21 protein-coding genes are annotated in these 16836 nt (G+C 65.8%); 9 read left to right on the plus strand and 12 right to left on the minus strand.

The window, feature by feature from the left end:
- Positions 1-107: 107 nt before the first annotated feature.
- Positions 108-608 carry a DinB family protein gene (locus AC5LXK_RS13315; RefSeq protein ID WP_493389234.1) on the minus strand — a complete coding sequence of 167 codons (501 nt, stop codon included), beginning with the start codon at positions 606-608 and terminating at the stop codon, positions 108-110.
- Positions 609-673: 65 nt separating this feature from the next.
- Entirely contained in the window at positions 674-1045 is a 372-nt protein-coding gene (gene copC, locus AC5LXK_RS13320) for a copper homeostasis periplasmic binding protein CopC (protein WP_493389235.1), read from the minus strand.
- A gap of 114 nt (positions 1046-1159) precedes the next feature.
- On the opposite strand from copC, the gene AC5LXK_RS13325 reads away from it, so the two are divergent.
- Both AC5LXK_RS13325 and AC5LXK_RS13330 read left to right on the plus strand, forming a co-directional pair.
- Positions 1160-1876 (plus strand): pseudouridine synthase, encoded by a 717-nt coding sequence (locus AC5LXK_RS13325; RefSeq protein WP_493389236.1) that lies wholly within the window; start codon positions 1160-1162, stop codon positions 1874-1876.
- A gap of 107 nt (positions 1877-1983) precedes the next feature.
- Positions 1984-2172, plus strand: a complete 189-nt coding sequence (locus tag AC5LXK_RS13330) for a hypothetical protein (RefSeq protein ID WP_011546000.1) — start codon at positions 1984-1986, stop codon at positions 2170-2172.
- Here the strand turns inward: AC5LXK_RS13330 and AC5LXK_RS13335 are convergent.
- The gene (locus AC5LXK_RS13335; RefSeq protein WP_493389237.1) at positions 2155-3192 is read right to left on the minus strand and encodes an NAD-dependent epimerase/dehydratase family protein; all 1038 of its coding nucleotides are present in this window, start codon (positions 3190-3192) and stop codon (positions 2155-2157) included. The genes AC5LXK_RS13330 and AC5LXK_RS13335 overlap by 18 nt on opposite strands.
- 107 nt (positions 3193-3299) lie before the next feature.
- On the opposite strand from AC5LXK_RS13335, the gene AC5LXK_RS13340 reads away from it, so the two are divergent.
- From AC5LXK_RS13340 to AC5LXK_RS13350, 3 genes are all read left to right on the plus strand, one after another.
- On the plus strand, positions 3300-4331 hold the full coding sequence (locus AC5LXK_RS13340) for a CDP-6-deoxy-delta-3,4-glucoseen reductase (protein WP_006478058.1): 1032 nt from the start codon (positions 3300-3302) through the stop codon (positions 4329-4331).
- 294 nt (positions 4332-4625) lie between these two features.
- A complete protein-coding gene (locus AC5LXK_RS13345; RefSeq protein WP_493389238.1) occupies positions 4626-5810 on the plus strand; it encodes an acetylornithine transaminase in 1185 nt (394 codons plus the stop codon).
- Positions 5811-5823: 13 nt separating this feature from the next.
- Positions 5824-6279 (plus strand): GNAT family acetyltransferase, encoded by a 456-nt coding sequence (locus tag AC5LXK_RS13350; RefSeq protein WP_493389239.1) that lies wholly within the window; start codon positions 5824-5826, stop codon positions 6277-6279.
- A 21-nt stretch (positions 6280-6300) separates the two neighbouring features.
- On the opposite strand, the gene AC5LXK_RS13355 is transcribed toward AC5LXK_RS13350, so the two are convergent.
- The 9 genes from AC5LXK_RS13355 to AC5LXK_RS13395 all read right to left on the minus strand — a co-directional run bounded on the left by AC5LXK_RS13355 (position 6301) and on the right by AC5LXK_RS13395 (position 13628).
- Positions 6301-6972, minus strand: coding sequence for a DUF2278 family protein (locus AC5LXK_RS13355; RefSeq protein WP_493389240.1), 672 nt, complete (start codon positions 6970-6972; stop codon positions 6301-6303).
- A gap of 298 nt (positions 6973-7270) precedes the next feature.
- Positions 7271-7987, minus strand: a complete 717-nt coding sequence (locus tag AC5LXK_RS13360; RefSeq protein ID WP_493389241.1) for an ABC transporter ATP-binding protein — start codon at positions 7985-7987, stop codon at positions 7271-7273.
- On the minus strand, positions 7987-8763 hold the full coding sequence (locus AC5LXK_RS13365; RefSeq protein WP_027785192.1) for an ABC transporter ATP-binding protein: 777 nt from the start codon (positions 8761-8763) through the stop codon (positions 7987-7989). Before AC5LXK_RS13365 ends, AC5LXK_RS13360 begins: the two co-directional genes overlap by 1 nt.
- Positions 8764-8787: 24 nt before the next feature.
- Complete coding sequence (locus AC5LXK_RS13370; protein WP_493389242.1) at positions 8788-9957, minus strand: ABC transporter permease subunit; 1170 nt, start codon at positions 9955-9957, stop codon at positions 8788-8790.
- A gap of 19 nt (positions 9958-9976) precedes the next feature.
- Entirely contained in the window at positions 9977-10927 is a 951-nt protein-coding gene (locus AC5LXK_RS13375; RefSeq protein ID WP_493389243.1) for a branched-chain amino acid ABC transporter permease, read from the minus strand.
- Positions 10928-11138: 211 nt separating this feature from the next.
- Entirely contained in the window at positions 11139-11783 is a 645-nt protein-coding gene (locus tag AC5LXK_RS13380; RefSeq protein ID WP_493389244.1) for an amino acid-binding protein, read from the minus strand.
- A 269-nt stretch (positions 11784-12052) separates the two neighbouring features.
- Complete coding sequence (ispH, locus tag AC5LXK_RS13385; RefSeq protein ID WP_493389245.1) at positions 12053-13033, minus strand: 4-hydroxy-3-methylbut-2-enyl diphosphate reductase; 981 nt, start codon at positions 13031-13033, stop codon at positions 12053-12055.
- A gap of 2 nt (positions 13034-13035) precedes the next feature.
- Entirely contained in the window at positions 13036-13491 is a 456-nt protein-coding gene (locus tag AC5LXK_RS13390) for an FKBP-type peptidyl-prolyl cis-trans isomerase (protein WP_493389246.1), read from the minus strand.
- 11 nt (positions 13492-13502) lie between these two features.
- Positions 13503-13628, minus strand: coding sequence for a hypothetical protein (locus tag AC5LXK_RS13395; protein ID WP_493389247.1), 126 nt, complete (start codon positions 13626-13628; stop codon positions 13503-13505).
- Between AC5LXK_RS13395 and radC the strand changes: the two genes are divergently transcribed.
- The 4 genes from radC to nadB all read left to right on the plus strand — a co-directional run bounded on the left by radC (position 13627) and on the right by nadB (position 16803).
- Entirely contained in the window at positions 13627-14400 is a 774-nt protein-coding gene (gene radC, locus AC5LXK_RS13400; RefSeq protein ID WP_493389248.1) for a RadC family protein, read from the plus strand. The genes AC5LXK_RS13395 and radC overlap by 2 nt on opposite strands.
- A 237-nt stretch (positions 14401-14637) precedes the next feature.
- A complete protein-coding gene (rpmB, locus tag AC5LXK_RS13405; RefSeq protein WP_004186391.1) occupies positions 14638-14871 on the plus strand; it encodes a 50S ribosomal protein L28 in 234 nt (77 codons plus the stop codon).
- Between the two features lie 17 nt (positions 14872-14888).
- Positions 14889-15056 carry a 50S ribosomal protein L33 gene (rpmG, locus tag AC5LXK_RS13410; protein ID WP_006478046.1) on the plus strand — a complete coding sequence of 56 codons (168 nt, stop codon included), beginning with the start codon at positions 14889-14891 and terminating at the stop codon, positions 15054-15056.
- A 160-nt stretch (positions 15057-15216) separates the two neighbouring features.
- Entirely contained in the window at positions 15217-16803 is a 1587-nt protein-coding gene (gene nadB, locus AC5LXK_RS13415; protein ID WP_493389249.1) for an L-aspartate oxidase, read from the plus strand.
- Positions 16804-16836: the final 33 nt, after the last annotated feature.

A 16836-nucleotide genomic window follows, 5' to 3' on the forward strand; every position in this document is an offset into this window, starting at 1 on the left:
CTGGATGGATTATCCAGAAAACCGATCCAATCCAAGCGGTGCAATGTGGGTTGCCGCACCGACAGTGGCGCCCGAATCTGAAAGGGATGCCCCTTCCGCCGGCCGGTTCAGCGCCCGTGCAGCGTCGCGTCGATCTTGCCGAGCAGCCACTGCATGCCGGCCAGGTGCTGCTGGTCGTGGCTGCACAGGTAATGGACGAGCCCGCGCACGGTCAGCGAGCCGTAGCCGTCGAACTCGCCGGTACGCTCGAACTGGTCGGGCGTGAGGCGCGACACGCGCTCCAGCGTCTCGTGTCGCGCCTCGCGGATCGCCGCGAGCACGTCGGATGCGTAGGCGTCGTTGTAGCGGCGCTCGATCGCGAGTGCGTCACCGTCGATCGACACGAGCCGTGGCCGGTCCTCGTCGAGCATCCGCCGCAGCCGCACCTGATAGCCGTCGATCTCGATGTCGCGCACGTGGCACAGCTGCCCGAGCGGCGAGAAATGCTCGCTCGGGATGCCGGCCCAGTCGTCGGGCGTCCAGCGCGCGTAGCCGTCGGGCACGGCCGCGAAATGCGCTTCGAGCTGACGGGGAAAATCGGCGAGTGCGTCGAGCGTCGTCGGATTCATGCGGGAGACCCCCTGTCGGATAAGGGCGGCGGCAACCCTGGCACGGGCCTGCCGCCGCCGTTGCGTCACTTCACGCTGAAGCCGTATGCGCCCTGCGTGCGATGCCCGTCGGTCGCGACGGCCACCCATTTCACCGTATACGCGCCCGCGCCAACCGCCGTGAGCGGCACCGTCATCCGCTTGCGGTTCGACGCGTCGATGCGTGCGCGGCCGTCGGACACCGTCTTGCCGCTATCGTCGACGACGACGATCGAACTGAATGCCGGCTCGAGCGGCTCGGTGAAGTCGATCGTGACGGCAGCCGGCGCGGCGGCTACCGCTCCCGCCGCCGGGTCGCTCTTCGCGAGATGCGCGTGCGCGAACGCGGCCGACGAAACGGTCGCGGCAACGATGATGGCGGCGGCCTGGCGGCCGAACGTGAACGAATCGAATGACATGGACTTTCCGTGAAGAATGAACGTGCACCGCGCGCCGCGCGGCGTTCCGGCAGCTTACCAGCGCATGCGCGTTCATGTCGGCCATGCGTCGCCGCTTGATAGAATGCGCCCGCTATGGATCTCGAAAGCATTCTCTACACTCAGGGCTTCGGCTCGCGCCGCCAGTGCCGCGGCCTGATCGAAGCCGGCCGCGTTGCCGTCGCGGGCACCGCCGCGACCAACCCCGACGCCGCGTTCGACACCGACGGACTCGTGTTCTCGATCGACGATACGGCATGGCCGTTCCATGCGCGCGCGTATCTCGCGCTCAACAAGCCGGCCGGCTACGAATGTTCGCGCGACCCGCAACATCACGCGAGCGTGTTCAGCCTGCTGCCCGCGCCGCTCGTCGCACGCGGCGTGCAGTGCGTCGGCCGTCTCGACCAGGACACGACCGGCCTGCTGCTGCTGTCCGACGACGGCCAGTTCGTGCACACGTACACGTCGCCGAAGCGCAAGGTGCCGAAGACCTACGTCGCGACCGTGCGCCACCCGCTCGACGACGCGCAATTGCACGCGCTGCGCACCGGCGTGCAGCTGCACGGCGAACCGAAGCCGATCGCGGCCGTCGCCGCCGACGCGCGCGACACGCACACGCTCGCGCTGACCGTCCTCGAAGGCAAATACCACCAAGTGAAACGCATGGTCGCGGCGGCGAGCAACCGCGTCGAGTTGCTGCACCGCGAAAGCATCGGCGGCTTCGCGCTGCCGGGCGACCTCGAACCCGGCGCGTGGCGGTGGCTCGAGGAAGCGGACCTTTCATTGCTGCGCAATCCCGTCAAAACCCTGTAAGGGAAAATCCGCACGACCGTTCGACGTCCGCGCGCCTCTCGGCCGCATGATCCCCCGCTATACTGAAATCACAAGCTGTAAGAGAACAGCGATGCAGGGGGGACATCATGAACATCAACCATTCTTTCGAACTGTCGTCGGTGATGATCGCGTTCGCGGTCATCGGTGTCATCGTGATCGGCGGCCTGCTGGCCACGATGCACCTGAAGCACAAATATCATCCGAACCTGATTGGCGCGCTGATCGGTGCGCTGCTCTGCTTCCTGCTGATCGAGGCGTTACCGGCGCTGACCTGACGCGCTGCCCGGCGCGAGCGTTTGAAGGAATTCATCTACGGTCGGATAGCGCAGCGTCACGCACAATTCGGCCTTGAGCCGTGCGTTGGACAAGCGCCGCGACTCGCGCATGAACGACAGCAGCGTCGGTTCGAGCTGGCGCTCGGCGTCCGCGCGGCTGACGCGCGGCGGCCTCGGCAGGCCAAGCGCCTGCGCGACCCGGTCGAAATACTCCCCCATCCGCAGTTCGCTGTCGTCCGATGCGTGCACGGCACGCGCCGGCCTGCCCCGCTCGGCCGCACGGCGCAGGATCGCCGCGAGATCGTCCGCGTGGATGTGGTTCGTGTAGACGTCGTCGGCCGGCTCGAGCGCCGGCGTGCCGCGCTCGAGCCGCGCGACCGGCAAGCGGTTCGCCGCGTAGATGCCGGGAATGCGCACGATGCGGGCGGACAGCACGCCGCGCACCGTCGCCGCACGCAGTTGCCGCTCGGCCGACACGCGCCGGAACGCGCGCGGATTCGCCGGGCGCAGCGGCTGCGTTTCGTCGATGCGCGCGCCGCCGCAGTCGCCGTATACGCCTGTCGTGCTCGCGTACACGAGCCTCGGCGCGCGAAGGCCGTCGGGTACAATACGCGCTCCCCGAACGGGTGCGCCGGCCTGCCGGGCAGCGGTGCGCAGCGTTCGGAGCCGGCCGACCGCCGGAGCCGGCGGAGCCGCCGGTCGACGCGCGGGCATGGACGTTGCGGCGATCAGCGCACGCGTGCGCCGATCATCGCGGCCGTCGGATTGCGGCGGCGCGAGATGCAGGATCGTGCGGGCAAGGCCCGCGAGCCGGCCAAGGGTCGCCGGGCGGTCGAGGTCGCCGACGATCGGCGTGGCGCCCGCGGCGCGCAGTTCGTCGCGGCGGGCCGGGTGGCTCGTCAGTGCGAAGATCCGCAGGTTGCGGCGCGTGTCGCGCCATTGCGCGACGCAGCGCATGCCGACGTCGCCGCAGCCGACGATCAGGGCGCGTGGCCGGCGCAGGATTCGTGTCGCGATCATGTTGGTTGCGAAATCAGTAGCCGCCGTTGCGCGACGCGCAACGGTTTTGCATTGTAGCTGCCGTGCGCGACATGCACGGTCCCCACATTTTGTTCTAGTTTGGTTCTATGGCATTCAACGTCACTCTCAAGCAAAGCGGCCGGCAATTCCAGGTCGAGTCGGACGAAACCGTGCTGGCGGCCGCGCTGCGCCAGAACGTCCATCTGCCGTACGGCTGCAAGAACGGCGCGTGCGGCTCCTGCAAGGGCCAGATCGTGTCGGGCCAGATCGAACAGGGCCCGCACGCCGCATCGGCGCTGTCCAACGACGAGCGCACCCGCGGCCTCGCGCTGCTGTGCTGCTCGAAGGCACAGTGCGACCTCGAGATCGACGTGCGTGAAATCGCCGGCGTCGACGGCGTGCAGGTCAAGAAGCTGCCGTGCCGGATCGCCGCGCTCGAGCGCAAGGCCGACGACGTGATGGTCGTGAAGCTTCAGTTGCCCGCCAACGAACGTCTGCAGTACCTCGCGGGCCAGTACGTCGAGTTCATCCTGAAGGACGGCTCGCGCCGCAGCTACTCGATGGCGAACGCGCCGCACGAGGAAGGCCCGATCGAGCTGCATATCCGCCACATGCCGGGCGGCAAGTTCACCGACCACGTGTTCGGCGCGATGAAGGAGCGCGACATCCTGCGCTTCGAAGGCCCGCTCGGCACGTTCTTCCTGCGCGAGGATTCCGACAAGCCGATCGTGCTGCTCGCGTCCGGCACGGGCTTCGCGCCGATCAAGGCGATCATCGAGCACGTGAAGCACTCGGGCATCACGCGGCCGATGACGCTCTACTGGGGCGCCCGCCGCAAGAAGGACATCTACCTCGCCGAACTCGCCGAGCAGTGGGCGCGCGAGATCCCGAACTTCAAGTACGTGCCGGTGCTCTCGGAGCCGGACGACGCCGACCAGTGGACGGGCCGCACGGGCTTCGTCCATCGCGCGGTGATCGAGGACCTGCCCGATCTGTCGGGTCACCAGGTGTACGCGTGCGGCGCGCCGGTGATGGTCGAATCCGCGCAGCGCGACTTCACGCAACACCACGCGCTGCCGGCCGACGAGTTCTACGCGGATTCGTTCACGAGCGCCGCCGATCTCGCACATCCGGTCTGAGCGCCGGGCGCGTCCGCGTCCCCCGCTGCGCGCCGCCATGTCACATCCGTGGCATCGCGGCGGTTTACAGTGGGGCGCGGGATGCCTTATGCTTGCGCACATGAACTGCTTCCTGTCCGCCCTTCGACGTCGCCGCTCGCCGCTCCGCCCGGATGCCGCAGGCTCGTCACGGACTCGCGCGTAACCCACACTGCTTCACCGGTTACGCACAAGCTGTTCGAACCCACCAGCCACGGCCTTCCGTGGCTTTTTTATTGCCCGTTTCCCTTTCAACGTCCGCTGGAGTCTGCTGCCATGCCCCTGAACGATTATCCGATCGACTCGCTGATGTACATCACGAACCGCCCCGACATCGTGTTTACGCACGGCAAGGGTTCGTGGATCTACGATCACACGGGCAGGCGCTATCTGGACTTCATCCAGGGCTGGGCCGTCAACAGCCTCGGCCACTGCAACGACGGCGTCGTCGACGCACTGAAGACGCAGGCCGAGAAGCTGCTGAACCCGTCGCCGGCGTTCTACAACGAACCGATGGCGAAGCTCGCGGGCCTGCTCACGCAGCACAGCGTGTTCGACAAGGTGTTCTTCACGAACAGCGGCGCCGAAGCCAACGAAGGCGCGATCAAGCTCGCGCGCAAGTGGGGCCGCAAGTTCAAGAACGGCGCGTACGAAATCATCACGTTCGACCACAGCTTCCACGGCCGTACGCTCGCGACGATGTCGGCCAGCGGCAAGCCGGGCTGGGACACGATCTACGCACCGCAGGTGCCGGGCTTCCCGAAGGCCGAGCTGAACAACATCAACTCGGTAGAGAAGCTGATCACCGACAAGACCGTCGCCGTGATGCTCGAACCGATCCAGGGCGAAGGCGGCGTGATTCCGGCCACGCGCGAATTCATGCGCGAGCTGCGCGCGCTGACGCAGCAGCACAACCTGCTGCTGATCGTCGACGAAGTGCAGAGCGGCTGCGGCCGCGCGGGCACGCTGTTCGCATACGAACTCGCCGACATCGAGCCGGACGTCATGACGCTCGGCAAGGGCATCGGCAGCGGCGTGCCGCTCGCGGCACTGCTGTCGAAGGCCGATGTCGCGGTATTCGAGGCCGGCGACCAGGGCGGCACGTACAACGGCAACCCGCTGATGACGGCGGCCGGCTACTCGGTGATCTCGCAGCTCGTCGCGCCCGGTTTCCTCGAAGGCGTGCGCGAACGCGGCGAATACCTGAAGCGCAAGCTGCTCGAACTGTCGGAAGAGCGCGGCTTCGAGGGCGAACGCGGCGAAGGCCTGCTGCGCGCGCTGCTGCTCGGCAAGGACATCGGCCCGCAGATCGTCGAGAAGGCGCGCGACATGCAACCCGACGGCCTGCTGCTGAACGCCGCGCGGCCGAACCTGCTGCGCTTCATGCCCGCACTGAACGTGACGACCGAAGAAATCGACCAGATGATGGCGATGCTGCGGTCGATCCTCGACACGCTCTAAGGAGACCACCACGATGGATGCCGCCGCCGATGCTGTCGTGATCCGCCCGTTCGAACGCACCGACACCGATGCCGTGCTCGCGGTATGGCGTGATGCGTTCCCGCAATACGAAGAAACCGGTGCGCCGCCGCACCGCGATCCGCTGCGATCGATCGAGCTGAAGCTCGCGACGCAGCCGGAGCTGTTCTTCGTCGCGACCAGCGGCGCGCGCGTCGTCGGCACGCTGATGGCGGGTTTCGATGGACATCGCGGCTGGCTCTACTCGTTCGGCGTCGCGAACGACGCGCGCCGGCTCGGCGTCGGCCGCGCGCTGATCGCGCATGCGGAACACGCGCTCGCCGCGCGCGGCTGCATGAAGATCAACCTGCAGGTCCTGCCCGGCAACGACGACGCGTGCCGCTTCTATGCGGCACTCGGCTATCGTGTCGAGGAACGCATCTCGTTCGGCAAGACGCTGCCGGCCGCGTGATGCAGCCGGCAGCGGCCCGTCTCAGCGCGTGATCGGCCCCGCGCCCGGCAGCGGATTGCCGAGCGCGTCGGTCGGCACGGCCTGCTGCTCGAACGCCGCAAAGTACGCAGCCCACTGCGTGTCGCTCACGCGCACGATCAGCGCGCCGTCCTGCCACACGTCGTTGTGGTCGTTATGGTCGTCACCCGCGCGATGCAGGTAGTTCGGACCCGTCGAGCCCTGGTTCATGTGTGTGTCGTGGATTCCATTGCCTTCCGAATAGGTCCGGCCGAACACGACGACGTCGAGGCCCTGTGACTGCGCGGCGTTCACGAGCCGCAGCAGCGACGGAATCGGCTCCGGATTCTCGGTCCCGTCCATCACCGCACTCGCGCGCCACGCGCCCGTCTCGTTCAGGATGTCGCTGCGCAGGTAGTCGAGCGCAGGCAGCGCGGCCTGCCCCGTGAGGTCGGTGTAGCCTTCGGCCGCGGCAGCAAGCGTCTGCGTGACGGGGTGATGGAAATCGTAGACGAGCTTGTAGTTCAGCAAGTCGTCCGCGTCGCTGGTGCCGACGTTGATCGCGACATCCCAGTCGCCTGACGGCAGCGCCAGCGTCAGGTGGATGTGATACTGGATCTCGCTGCCGTGCGGCGAGCCCTTGAGCGTCGCCACCGACGTCACCTTCGCCTTGACGAAACCGTAGTCCAGACTCATGCGTGCTCTCCGTGTTCGGATGGGCCACCGATGCTACGCGGCCCGTGTGTCGATTTGCGGGCGACCGGCATCGGGCGACCTGCATCGGGCGACCGGCCGCGAGCCTGCGCACCACCGTTCCCGCGCCGCATGCGCGGCGCAACAATCGAATGGAGTCGCTGCCGCGTGCACAGTTCGACAAGAATCGCACGACACGAAAAAAAAGGCCGTCACGGCATTTCGTGACAGCCTTTCGAAAGCCCTGGTGCGGCGCGCGGCACCTGCCGCCGCGCATCACCGGGCCCGCTCATTCACCCGCTTACTCGCCCAGATACGCGGCGCGCACCTTCGGATCGTCGAGCATCTGCTTCGCATCGCCTTCCATCGTGACCACACCCGAGTCCATCACGTAGCCGCGGTCGGCCGCCTGCAGCGCGAGGCGCGCGTTCTGCTCGACCAGCAGCACCGTGATGCCCTCCTTCGAGATCTCGCGCACCACTTCGAAGATCTTCTCGACCATGATCGGCGACAGGCCCATCGACGGCTCGTCGAGCAGCAGCAGCTTCGGCTTGGACAGGATCGCGCGCGACATCGCCAGCATCTGCTGCTCGCCGCCCGACAGCGTGCCCGCGAGCTGCGACGCACGCTCCTTCAGGCGCGGGAAGAAGCCGAACATCCGCTCGACGTCCTTCTTGATCTGATCGTTGTCGTTGCGCAGGTACGCGCCCATCTGCATGTTCTCGATGATCGACATGCGCGCGAAGATCCCGCGGCCTTCCGGCACCATCGCGAGGCCGCGCTTGAGCAGCTCGTGCGGCGGAATGCCCCTGATCGACTTGCCGTCGTACTCGATGTCGCCCGCCGAGTACGGCTTCAGGCCCGTGATCGCCTTCATCGTCGTGGTCTTGCCCGCACCGTTCGCGCCGATCAGCGTCACGAGCTCGCCCTGACGGACTTCCATGTCAACGCCCTTGACGGCCTGGATGCCGCCGTAGTTGACCTGCAAGCCCTTGATTTTCAACATTGCCGCTGCCATCAGTGCACCCCTGCGCCGAGATATGCCTCAATCACCTTCGGATTCTTCTGCACGTCCTGCGGCAGACCCTCGGCGATCACCTTGCCGTAATCGAGCACCGTCATCCGGTTGCACAGCCCCATCACGAGCTTCACGTCGTGCTCGATCAGGAGAATCGTGCGGCCGTCCGAGCGGATCTTGTCGAGCAGGCGCGTGAGTTCGACCTTCTCGGTCGCGTTCATCCCGGCCGCCGGCTCGTCGAGCGCGAGCAGCTTCGGGTCGGTGGCCAGTGCGCGCGCGATTTCCAGCCGGCGCTGGTGACCGTACGACAGGTTGCGCGACGTGTAGTCGGCGTACTGCAGCACGCCGACGTATTCGAGCAGCTCGATCGCGCGCTCCTTGATCTCGCGCTCTTCCTGGCGTTCGGCCGGCGTCTGGAACACCGCGCCGAGCAGCCCGTGCTTGGTGCGCACGTGGCGACCCACCATCACGTTCTCGAGCGCCGTCATCCCGCCGAACAGGCGGATGTTCTGGAACGTGCGTGCGATGCCGGCCTTGGCCACCTGGTGCACGGCCGTCGGCGTGTAGTTCGTGCCGTCCAGCTTGAAATCGCCGGAATCCGGTGTGTAGAGGCCCGTGATCACGTTGAAGAACGTGGTCTTGCCGGCGCCGTTCGGGCCGATCAGGCCGTAGATCTCGCCTTCGCGGATCTGCAGGCCGACGTCGGACAGTGCCTGCAGCCCGCCGAAGCGCTTGTTCACGCCTTGCACGGACAGTCGGATTTGCTTGTCGCTCATGTGTGTATCCCCTGTGTCCGTTGGTTAAGCGCGCACCGGCTTCTTGCTGTTGCGCTTCGCCAGTTTCGCGATCCTGTCCTCGTGCTTCGGCGCAGGCCACAGGCCTTCCGAGCGATACAGCATGATGACGACCATCGCGAGGCCATACAGCGCCTGACGGATCACTTCCGTATCGACGATGTCATGACCGAACAGCGCGTGCTGCAACGGGCTCATCGTCGAGCGCAGGAATTCCGGGAAGATCGCGAGCAGCACCGCACCCAGGATCACGCCCGGGATGTGGCCCATGCCGCCGAGCACCACGCAAGCGAGCACGACGATCGATTCCCAGAACGTGAACGATTCCGGCGACACGAAGCCCTGGAACGAACCGAACATCGCGCCCGACAGGCCGCCGAACGACGCACCCATCGCGAACGCGAGCAGCTTCACGTTACGGGTGTTGATACCCATCGCCTTCGCCGCGATTTCGTCTTCGCGGATGGCGGCCCACGCACGGCCGATACGCGAGTGCTGCAGGCGCGTACAGATCCAGATCACCATCAGCGAGCACAGCACGAACAGGTAGTAGTACAGGTACACCGACGGCAGCTGGATCCCGAACAGCGAGTGCGTCTGCGCGAGGCTGAAGTCGCCGAAGTGCACCGGATCGATGCCCGTGATCCCCTTCGGGCCGTTGGTGATGTTCACCGGACGGTCGAGGTTGTTCATGAAGATCCGGACGATTTCACCGAAGCCGAGCGTGACGATCGCCAGGTAGTCGCCGCGCAGGCGCAGCGTCGGCGCACCGAGCAGGATCCCGAAGGTCGCCGCCAGCGCCATCGCGATCGGCACGATGATCAGGAACGGGAAGTGCAGGCCGTTCGGCGCGAGCGCCGCGATCCACTCGAACTGCGAGGACAGGTGTGGCGAGCTCAGCAGTGCCGCGGTGTACGCGCCCACCGCATAGAACGCGATGTAGCCGAGGTCGAGCAGGCCGGCGAAGCCGACCACCACGTTCAGGCCCAGCGCGAGCATCACGTACAGCATCGCGAAGTCGAGCACGCGGACCCAGTAGTTGCCGCCTGCCGAGCCGATCACGATCGGCGCGGCGATCACGAGGGCCGCGGTCAGGATGCCGATGACGACGGTCTTGGCCGTATTGCGCTGTTCGACGAGCGACGTCGACGATTCGATCGGTTGAATGGATGTCATGTTGTTTGCTCCCCTTCCGTTACGCGCGATCCGCGACACGTTCGCCCAGCAGGCCCGACGGACGGAACACCAGCACGATGATCAGCACGATGAAGGCGAACACGTCCTGGTAGTTACTGCCGAATACGCCGCCCGTGAGGTTGCCGATGTAGCCGGCCCCGAGCTGCTCGATCAGGCCGAGCAGCACGCCGCCGACCATGGCGCCGCCGAGGTTGCCGATCCCGCCCAGCACCGCCGCCGTGAATGCCTTCATGCCGGGGATGAAGCCCATGTAGAAGTGCACGTTGCCGTATTCGGATGCGATCATCACGCCGGCCAGCGCGGCCAGTGCGGAGCCGATCATGAACGTCGCGGAGATCACGAAGTTCGGGTTCACGCCCATCAGGCTGGCCGTATTCGGGCTTTCGGCGATCGCGCGCATCGCACGGCCGAGCTTGGTCTTGTGCACGAGCAGCAACAGGCCGGCCATCACGATGAACGCCACCGCGATGATCACGATTTCAGTGACCGAGATCACCGCGCCGGGCGTCGTGTCGGTCGCCTTGATCACGTTGATCGGATCGGTCGGCAGCAGCTGCGGGAACGGCAGCGGGTTACGCGACCAGATGATCATCGCAGCCGTCTGCAGCAGGATCGACACGCCGATCGCAGTGATCAGCGGCGCGAGGCGCGGCGCGCGGCGCAGCGGCCGGTATGCGACCTTCTCGATCGTGAAGCCGACGAACGCACAGACGACCGCGGCAATGCCCAGGCCAATCGTCAGCGTCGCGACGTTGCCGAGTCCGGGGAAGTGGTTCTGCAGCACGGTGATGGCCGACAGGGCGACCATCGCGCCGATCATCAGCACGTCGCCATGTGCGAAGTTGATGATGCCGAGAATGCCGTACACCATCGTGTAGCCCAACGCGATGATGGCGTAGACACTGCCGAGCACCAGCCCGTTGAGAACCTGCTGGACGAAGATATCCATTTAAAGCTCCTTGGCCCGTGCTGCCGGAGGACGTTGCGCCCCGCGGGTAAGCGAGGAATCGCGCCTTCTCGGCGACACTGCGGGTACTAGTCGATACCGGTAAGGGTGGATCGTCCCGGCGCGCGCCGCCCGGCCTGTACGGCCGGACCTGCCGCCGGAGCGGATACAAAAACGGCACCGCACTGTTCCGGTGCCGTCATGAGTCCCGTCGCTAAATCGTCACGACATCGAGGACGGTGGTCGTAGCCTCCTTGAAGTCGTAGGGCAGCATGCCGAGACGGCCGTCGTCCGGTTTCCCGGCATCCGTGCGTTGGCCCGTCCGGCGCGACGCGAGCATCGCACGCGAACGGAGCGGATTCCGCACCGCGTCGCCCGGCAAGGCGTTGCGGCGGCCGCGCCCGACTTTCGTCAGGACTGCATCGGAATCCGTCGTACGAACCAGCCCGCGCGACACGACACGATCGGTCGCCGCAGTTCGCTGTTTCGTCGAATCGAAATGAAGGGGGGACGGTGACCTCGGCACGGTGCCTGCAACGCCGTAATCGTCCGGCGTCCGTCGATCGGCGGCCTGCAGCAGTGCAACCCGCGTGCCCGTTGCCGAACCGATCGCCCGGCCAGGCGCGTTGATTTCCTCGATCGTCAAACGTGCCCCGTTTTCCTTGTCCTTGCCCAGTTGCGCGATACGGCGCGCCGATGGCGCCGCACGCCCGGTTCCGGCGACGCGCACGCCGCTGGCCGGCGGTGCCGCGCACACCGCAGCCTCCCTACCCGCCCCGTCGTCGCTCTTTTTGCTGCACCCGACAAGCATTGCAACCGGTGCGGCGACGGACATGGCGTAAGCCAACTTCACATGCATTGAATGGTCTCCCGCGCCTTGCCAAAATCCGATTTCAAAGCCATTCCGGCTTGAAAACGGGCGCATTGTAACTCCATTTATAGGACGCCAATAAACCTGATTCGATGGGGTTTTCCTGCATTGCAACCAATTTTGAGAGACGCTTATGCGCCGCGAGAGCAACCGGGTTGCACCACAATCATCGATTATGGTTGCGATTACAATTTCAAGACACAAAAAAAAGCGCGCCAGGAGGCGCGCTTCGGTGTTCCGCGGGTGCGATGCGGCAATCAGGCGGCAGGCGGCAGGTTCAACCCGCGCGGCAGCGGAAACGACACGTTTTCCTCGATGCCGTCGAGCGCGCGGACATTGCGCACGCCGAGTTCGCGCAGCCGCGCGATCACCGCCTGGGCGAGCACCTCGGGCGCCGATGCGCCGGCCGTCACGCCGATGCGGCGCTTGCCGGCGACCCATGCCGGGTCGATCTGGTCGGGCGCATCGACCATGTACGCGGCCACGCCGCGCTTTTCGGCCACTTCGCGCAGCCGGCTCGAATTCGAGCTGTTCGGACTCCCGACGACGATCACGACATCGCACTGCGGCGCCATGAACTTCACCGCGTCCTGGCGGTTCTGCGTCGCATAGCAGATGTCCTGCTTCTTCGGCTCGCGGATCTTCGGATACTTCGCCTTCAGCGCGCCGATGATCTCGGCTGCATCGTCGACGGACAGCGTCGTCTGCGTGACGAGCGCGATGCGCTCGGGATCGGCGAGTTCGAGCTTCTGCACGTCCTCGACGCTCTCGACGAGATGCATGCCGCGCTCGACCTGCCCCATCGTGCCTTCGACTTCGGGGTGGCCCTTGTGCCCGATCATGACGATGTCGACGCCGTCCTGGCGCATCTTCGCCACTTCGACGTGCACCTTCGTGACGAGCGGGCAGGTTGCGTCGTAAATGCGCAGCCCGCGTACGTCGGCCTCGTCGCGAATGGCCTTCGACACGCCGTGCGCACTGAAGATCACGGTGTTGCCGGCCGGCACTTCCTCGAGTTCCTCGACGAAGATCGCGCCTTTCTTCTTCAGATCCTCGACCACGTACTTGTTGTGGACGATTTCGTGACGGACGTAGATCGGCGCACCGTGCATCGCGATGGCGCGCTCGACGATCTCGATCGCGCGGTCGACGCCTGCGCAGAAACCGCGCGGCTGGGCCAGCAGGATTTCGGCATCGGCGGCGACGGTCTGCCCGGACAGCGTATCGGTGGTGCTCATGATTACAGGATTCCGATGATTTTCACTTCGAACGTGAGCGCCTGGCCCGCGAGCGGATGATTGAAGTCGAACAGCGCGGAGGTTTCGCCGACCTCCTTCAGCACCCCCGCGTAGCGGCCGCCGTCCGGCGCGTTGAACTCGATCAGTTCGCCCGGCGTGAAATCGTCGCCGACCATTCCGTTCTCACGCAGCGTCGACAGCGTCACGCGCTGGAGCATGTCGGGATTGCGGGGACCGAACCCCTGATCGGGGGCTAGCTGAAAAGTCGAGTGGTCGCCGACCCTGAGCCCGAGCAGAATCTGTTCCAGCGACGGCGCCAGTTGCCCTGCGCCCAGCAGCAACGTGGCCGGCTTGTCGGCGAAGGTGTTGACGATGTCGGCGCCGTCGGCCAGTGCCAGCCGGTAATGCAACGTGACGTGGGAACCGGGCTTCACTTCGGATAGATCGATGAGGCTCATGAATTACTCGTTCAGTCGGCGCCCGATACGGCCGAATGGCCCGGCGCAAAGCCAATATTGTAAGTCACCTGAGCGCGCAAGGCGGAAAGTGCGACGACGTTGCGCACACCGCCCGCCGCCAATGGAGTTTCGATCATGCCGTCACCCTGCCCCATCCTGCCGCCGGCCGAATGCCGCGACGCCGCCGATGCGCCGGCCGATCCGCCCGGCCGGGTCATCCCGATCCGCCGGCGCAAGCGCCGCCCGGGTAACTGGCGGCCCGAACGGCCGCGCGAGCGATTGCTCGAGCGCGGGCCGACCGCACTGACCGACGACGAGTTGATCGCGCTGCTGCTCGGCACCGGCAAGCCCGGGCACGACGTATTCGTCACTGCCCACGCGCTGGTCAAGCAGTTCGGTACGTTGCGCGGGCTGCTCGAAGCAACCGCCGACGATTTCGAGGCGCACCCCGGCATCGGCCCCGCGCGCTCCGCGCGAATGGTCGCCGTCACCGAAATCGCGCGACGCATGCTGGAGGACAAGGCGCGGGAGCGGAGGCAGATCGATTCGCCGGGCGCCGTCGAGGACTGCCTGCGACTGAAGATCGGCACGCGCCCGCATGAGGTATTCGTCGCGGTATTCCTCGACGCCCGCAACCGCATGATCGACATCGAGGAAATCGCGCGCGGCTCGCTGACGCGCATGGCCGTCTACCCGCGCGAGATCGTGCGCCGTGCGATGGCGCGGAACGCCGCAGCGCTGATCGTCGCACACAACCATCCGTCCGGCGCGGTGCAGCCGAGCGCGGAAGACCGCCGCCTGACCCGTGTACTGAAAGACGCGCTCGAACTCGTCGACGTGCGGCTGCTGGACCACGTCGTCGTCGGCACCGGTGACACTTTTTCGTTCGCACGCGCCGGTTGGCTGTAGACTGTGCGCCGGCAGCCCGCCCCAGGGCGCCGAAACGACGAAGCGAAATTAGGTTTGATTTTTCTGAACTTTTTCTGCTAGAATCGTCGTCTGTCTTTTTTCCAACCAGTTCTAGCCACCGAAGGGCCTTGTCTGTAAGGGCTACGGCGTTCTGAGTGCAGCCATGGATCACGTGGCGGTGCGATGGAACCTTCACCGGCGATCGAACCCCGAATTTAGCGTATTAGGAGTGCTCTCATGGCACGCGTATGCCAAGTAACTGGGAAAGCGCCGATGAGCGGCAACAACGTTTCCCACGCCAACAACAAGACGAAGCGCCGCTTCCTGCCGAACCTGCAAAACCGCCGGTTCTGGGTAGAGAGCGAAAACCGCTGGGTGCGCCTTCGCGTCTCGAACGCAGGCCTGCGCCTGATCGACAAGAACGGCATCGATTCCGTGCTCGCTGACCTGCGCGCACGCGGCGAAGCCTAAGCCCAAGGAGCACAATCATGGCAAAAGGCGCACGCGACAAGATCAAGCTCGAGTCCACCGCTGGTACGGGTCACTTCTACACGACCACGAAGAACAAGCGCAACATGCCGGAAAAGATGGCGATCAAGAAGTTCGATCCCGTCGTCCGCAAGCATGTGGAATACAAAGAAACCAAGATCAAGTAATCTCCGGTTTCTGCCAGCCTGACGGCGACCGAAAAGCCCCGCACTTGCGGGGCTTTTTGTTTTGCGCGCACGCTCTTGCCCGACGCGGTATGCTCTCCCCTTTCCGCGGCCACGGCCGCCGGAACGCACAAGATCAAAAGCGTAACGATGGAGATGCAGCATGAAATTCGACGTGGCGATCGTCGGCAGCGGCCTGGCAGGGCTGTCGGTCGCACTCAACCTGGCCAGCACGCGACGTGTCGCGCTGATCGCGAAACGTTCGATGATGGAGGGGGCAAGCGATCACGCGCAAGGCGGTATCGCGGCCGTCCTCGATTCGGCGGACAGCATCGAGAACCATGTCGACGACACGCTGGTCGCCGGTGGCGGCCTGTGCGACGAAGGCGCGACGCGCTACATCGTCGAGCACGGCCGCGAGGCGATCGAATGGCTGATCTCGCAAGGCGTGCCGTTCACGAAGGATGACGCGGCCGAACTCGGTTTTCACCTGACGCGCGAAGGCGGTCACAGTCACCGCCGGATCATCCATGCGGCCGATGCGACCGGCCATGCGGTGCTCGCGACACTGTCGGAGCGCGCGCGCCAGCATCCGAACATCACGTTCTTCGAAAATCATCACGCCATCGACCTGATCACGTCGGACCGGCTCGGCCTGCCCGGCCGCCGCTGTCACGGCCTGTATGCGCTCGACGTCGACAACGACCGCACGATCACGATCGAGGCGCCGCACACGGTGCTCGCCACGGGCGGCGCCGGCAAGGTTTACCTGTACACGACGAACCCCGACACCGCGACCGGCGACGGTATCGCGATGGCGTGGCGCGCAGGCTGCCGCGTGTCGAACATGGAATTCATCCAGTTCCACCCGACCTGCCTGTTCCATCCGTATGCGAAATCGTTCCTGATCTCGGAAGCCGTGCGCGGCGAAGGCGGTCTGCTGAAGCTGCCGGACGGCACGCGCTTCATGCCCGCGCACGATCCGCGCGCCGAACTCGCGCCGCGCGACATCGTCGCGCGCGCAATCGACTTCGAGATCAAGAAACGCGGGATCGACTGCGTGTATCTCGACATCAGCCATCAACCGGAAGCGTTCCTGCGCGAACATTTCCCGACGATCCATGCACGCTGCCTCGAATTCGGCATCGACATCGCGAAAGAGCCGATCCCCGTCGTACCGGCCGCGCACTATACGTGCGGCGGCGTCGTCACCGATCTCGCCGGGCGCACCGATCTCGCAGGCCTGTATGCGGTCGGCGAAACGTCGTACACGGGGCTGCACGGCGCGAACCGGCTCGCGAGCAACTCGCTGCTCGAATGCCTCGTGATCGGCCGAACGGCAGCCGAGGCGATCGAGGCGGCCGGCTTCGATGCCGACACGCCGGCCACGCTGCCCGCCTGGGACGAAAGCCGCGTGTCGGATGCCGACGAGGAAGTCGTCGTCGCGCACAACTGGGACGAACTGCGCCGCCTGATGTGGAACTACGTCGGCATCGTGCGCACCGACAAGCGCCTCGAACGCGCGAAGCACCGGCTGTCGCTGCTGCGCGACGAAATCCACGAGTACTACGCGAACTTCCGCGTGACGCGCGACCTGCTCGAACTGCGCAACCTCGTCGACGTGGCAACGCTGATCGTGAAAAGCGCGCACTCGCGCCGCGAAAGCCGCGGGCTGCACTACAGCCGCGACTGGCCGAATACGCTGCCGAAGGCGTTGCCCAGCGTGCTCACGCCGCGCGCGCGCCGCTGAGCGTCCGCCCGGCTGTCGCGGGACCGCACATGA

The sequence above is a fragment of the Burkholderia pulmonis genome (assembly GCF_984667975.1).